Genomic DNA, 3767 nt, shown 5'->3' with positions numbered 1-3767 from the left:
GCCTTTTTCATAATCCTTCTTATTTGGCATTTTATTTTCCTCCTTGTACTTCTAAGAAACTTTTTTAGAAAAGAAGATTAAGCTCCAATTCGTTATTGACAATGTCCTCTGTATTTGATTAATAATAGTATCACTTTTTAATTATTTTGTTCGGTTCGAAAATTAAAATTCTATTTTTCTTAGATGTATTTATCCTCATTACATAAGTTTGAAAGCTAGATATTCTCATCATTTCTAAAGAAAAAAGCAAAAAGCGAAATCATTTGAGATTTCGCTTCAAAATTTTCTATTATAAAACCTAAAAAAAATGGTGCTTTCCTTTTCAATCACTTCTACTGATGAAATCTTCCTAGTACTTACAATTCCCTGTTGAAAAGATTATTTTCCTTTATAATCAAATAACCTAATAAAAAATAAATGATTCCAATTGCTAAAATTAAATATTCAAACTGGTCGCCTAATGCTCCTAACGAAATGAAAAAAAACACAAGACCAAGAAACCCGAGAATAAAACAAAAGCTAGCATATGTTACTTTACCTGCGGTTTTTTTAAAGGCAAAGGGTCCTCTAGCGGTAATTAACCCAATAATAACAAGGATAACTATAATCACGAGGTTAAGGAAGATATAGTTATCTGTTGGTGCTTTATCGATATCTGCAGCGAACGCTTGTTGTAAACCTGTTCCAATCAAAAACAGTACACCATACCCTACCGCTGCAATAATCAGTAAAATCCCTAAAACTAGTCCTAGGATCTTTGAGTATGCCAGTTTGCTCAATGTCAGTATCCTCCCTTTGCATGAATGTATGCTCATCATTGAAGAATGAGCATACATTCTGCATTGTTTGCTTATTCTTCTATGATATTGAGTTCTTCTAAAACATCCATGGTTATGTTTCGTGCTTTTGTTCCGCTTCCATCCACGTTGGTCGCAAAAACCCAATCAGCTTTATCGGTTTCGATATATCCTACATACCAGCCTAACCCATAATCTGACAAACGTGTACCCGTTTTCCCATGAAGAACATACGAATCAGCTTCATCATTAATCATTATTCGTTTAACCGTTCTCATTTCCTGCTTGCCAAATGGAAGTTTTTCTTCTACGAGATTCTCCATAAATTGAACTTGTTCCTGTGCAGATATTTTCAGACTGCTATCCAGCCAGAAATGGTCTATACCGCCGCTAATATCTCCGTTACCGAAATGGATTTTTTTCATGTATGTTTGCATTTGTTCAAAACCTATGTCACGAGCCATTTGTTGATAATACCAGATCACGGAATGTCTCATCCCTGAGGCTAGCGTATGATCCTTGTTCCACTCTGGAATTTCACGAACCACGCCATCCCAGCGCTTCACTTCGTATTCATCCTTTACAGCTTTTGTTTGCAAACCTATTAACGCATTTGGTACCTTAAAAGTAGACTCTGGTGTATAGCGCACCCCGCTTCTCTCTTTGTTATATACATAGATTTTATCTGATTTTAAATTTTTCACTACAATCGTACCTTGTGTACCTGCAAATTCTTCCTCAACTGACAAGTCTTTTATATTCATTTTTTCAGCCTTTACAGGAAGGTCATATATGGTTCCTGTAAAAAGCAGGACGATAGCAATTATCCAGCATTTTACATGTTTCATTGTCTATTCTCCTTTGTTTTTTGACTAGTCAGGCAGCAATGTAGGCCTCCACAACTGCCATTTCAAATTAGTTTACTAGTTTGATAGTGTAAAGTATACTTTTTCCAGTTATGAAATGAAATAACAGTTTTCTTGCTTTGTACCCTTACAGATTGGAAAGGTTGGAAAGAAAAATGAAAAAATATCAGGAAATTGTTGGACTGATCGAACAACAGGTAACTCAAGGAATATTAGTGTCTGGGAGCAAATTACCTTCTATAAGAGCTCTGTCAAAGAAGTATTCTTGCAGTCACAACACAGTTATCAAAGCCTATCAGGAATTAGAAAACAGGCACTTAATCTACTCCATGCCCAAGAGTGGATATTATATAGTAGAAGACTTTCCATTGCGTGAAAGAACTGACAAAAAGAAGGGGAAAATTGATTTTTTATCAGCAGGACCTGATAAACAAGCAATGCCTTATCAAGATTTTAAACATTGTATCAACCAGGCCATTGAATTATATAAAGAGGACATGTTTACTTACTCTGAGGCTCAAGGATTGTATTCCCTGCGTGTGGAACTGGCCCGGCATTTACAAAATTTACAGGTATTTACGGTACCAGACAGGATATTTGTCGTATCGGGATCGCAACAAGCACTGAATCTATTTGTCGAGATGCCATTTCCAAATGGAAAAACCAATATATGCGTGGAACAGCCTACACACCCTGCCTTTGTGGAGTCCATCCAGGTTCAAAATGCCAATGCTTTTGGAATCGAAATAACAAAACAGGGGGCAGATATGCAGCGTCTAGAGGAAATTTTTAAACACCATGATATTAAGTTCTTTTACACCACTTCAAGATTTCATAACCCTACCGGCTACAGTTACTCGAATAAAGAAAAGAAAAAGATGGTAGAATTAGCTCAGAAGTATGATGTTTATATTATCGAAGATGATTATATGGGAGATCTTGATTTCAACCTGAAGCAGGATCCGATGTTTGCCTATGACCCTTCAGGTAGAGTTATTTATACAAAAAGCTTTTCAAAAGTATTGCTGCCGGGTTTAAGGCTTGGCCTAACTGTTATTCCTGAATCTATGAAAAGTGCATTTTCACAGGCTAAGTATGCAGCAGATTTACATACTCCTGTATTAACCCAGGGTGCGCTTGAAATCTACTTGAAAAATGGGATGTTTGATGCCCACATAAAAAAGATCAGAAAAATATACCGGGAAAAAGGTGAAATATTACAGACAGCCTATAAGAAGTATCTCCCGGTTACTGCTTCCTATACCGGTTCAACATCCGGTTTTTACTCAACAATTGAATTGCCTCATCCGCTGAAAGCTGAACAGCTGATTAACGAGTTAATCATGGATGATGTGGATGTTGATAATGCACAAAAGATGTATTTGCAGGAATGTAAAAAAGAAAATGTAATCCGTCTTAGTGTTTCTCAGGTAGAGAATGCTGCGATAAACCAGGGTATTCAAAAAATTGCCAAAGCAATTATGAAACTCACTACGAGGATAAATGTCTTAAATTAAATCCACCCATCAATATAAAAAACAGACAATGTAAACATAAAGCTTTATAAAGAAGAAAAGTTCTTGTTCACGAACATTGGTTATCATAAACTTAAGAAATTCATAAATTAAAAAAGACCGACCATGCTGCTACATGTCCGGTTCAGAAATAGACAGTTCCCTCAAAGGTAACTGACTTAATTTGATGGAAATAATCCACCTGAGCCTAACTCAAGGGTGAATTATTTTTTTATGGTTAAATGACAGTATGGTAACGATTAAACTAGCAAAAGCGATCGTTAGCATTTTATCAAGACTTTTTTTATCAAGACTTTTTTTATGAAACCTTATATCAAATAACAAACGAATCTATAAATACATGTATTTATAGATTCGTTTGTTGGTTTAGAATAAAGCTTTAAACTGATTTATATACAAATTAGATTGATCATTTTCTTCCCAAGTTGTTCCACAATCGCGCCCGATTCTTGAATAGTAAACATAACTTCTATCTGCTAAAATTACGGAATAAGTAAATACACTTCTTTGTATCCGGAATTTGTTATTTCTTCTTTAAATTATCAATTATTCATTCTTTTACTTAAAAT

At 35.0% G+C, this 3767-nt stretch carries 3 protein-coding genes; 1 reads left to right on the top strand and 2 read right to left on the bottom strand.

Annotated features, from left to right (window positions below):
• Positions 1–356: 356 nt before the first annotated feature.
• Positions 357–779: a hypothetical protein gene (locus tag V7150_RS26455; protein WP_335524280.1), complete on the bottom strand. Its 423-nt coding sequence runs from the start codon at positions 777–779 to the stop codon at positions 357–359.
• 71 nt (positions 780–850) lie between these two features.
• Positions 851–1645: a class D beta-lactamase gene (blaOXA, locus tag V7150_RS26450; RefSeq protein WP_335524278.1), complete on the bottom strand. Its 795-nt coding sequence runs from the start codon at positions 1643–1645 to the stop codon at positions 851–853.
• A 173-nt stretch (positions 1646–1818) separates the two neighbouring features.
• Between blaOXA and V7150_RS26445 the strand changes: the two genes are divergently transcribed.
• On the top strand, positions 1819–3180 hold the full coding sequence (locus V7150_RS26445; RefSeq protein WP_335524275.1) for a PLP-dependent aminotransferase family protein: 1362 nt from the start codon (positions 1819–1821) through the stop codon (positions 3178–3180).
• Positions 3181–3767 lie beyond the last annotated feature (587 nt).

The sequence above is a fragment of the Neobacillus drentensis genome (assembly GCF_036965245.1).
In the GTDB taxonomy this organism is placed as follows: Bacteria; Bacillota; Bacilli; order Bacillales; family Cytobacillaceae; genus Neobacillus; species Neobacillus drentensis_G.
Note: the sequence above shows the minus strand (reverse complement) of the source record. Positions and strands in the feature narration are given on the sequence as shown.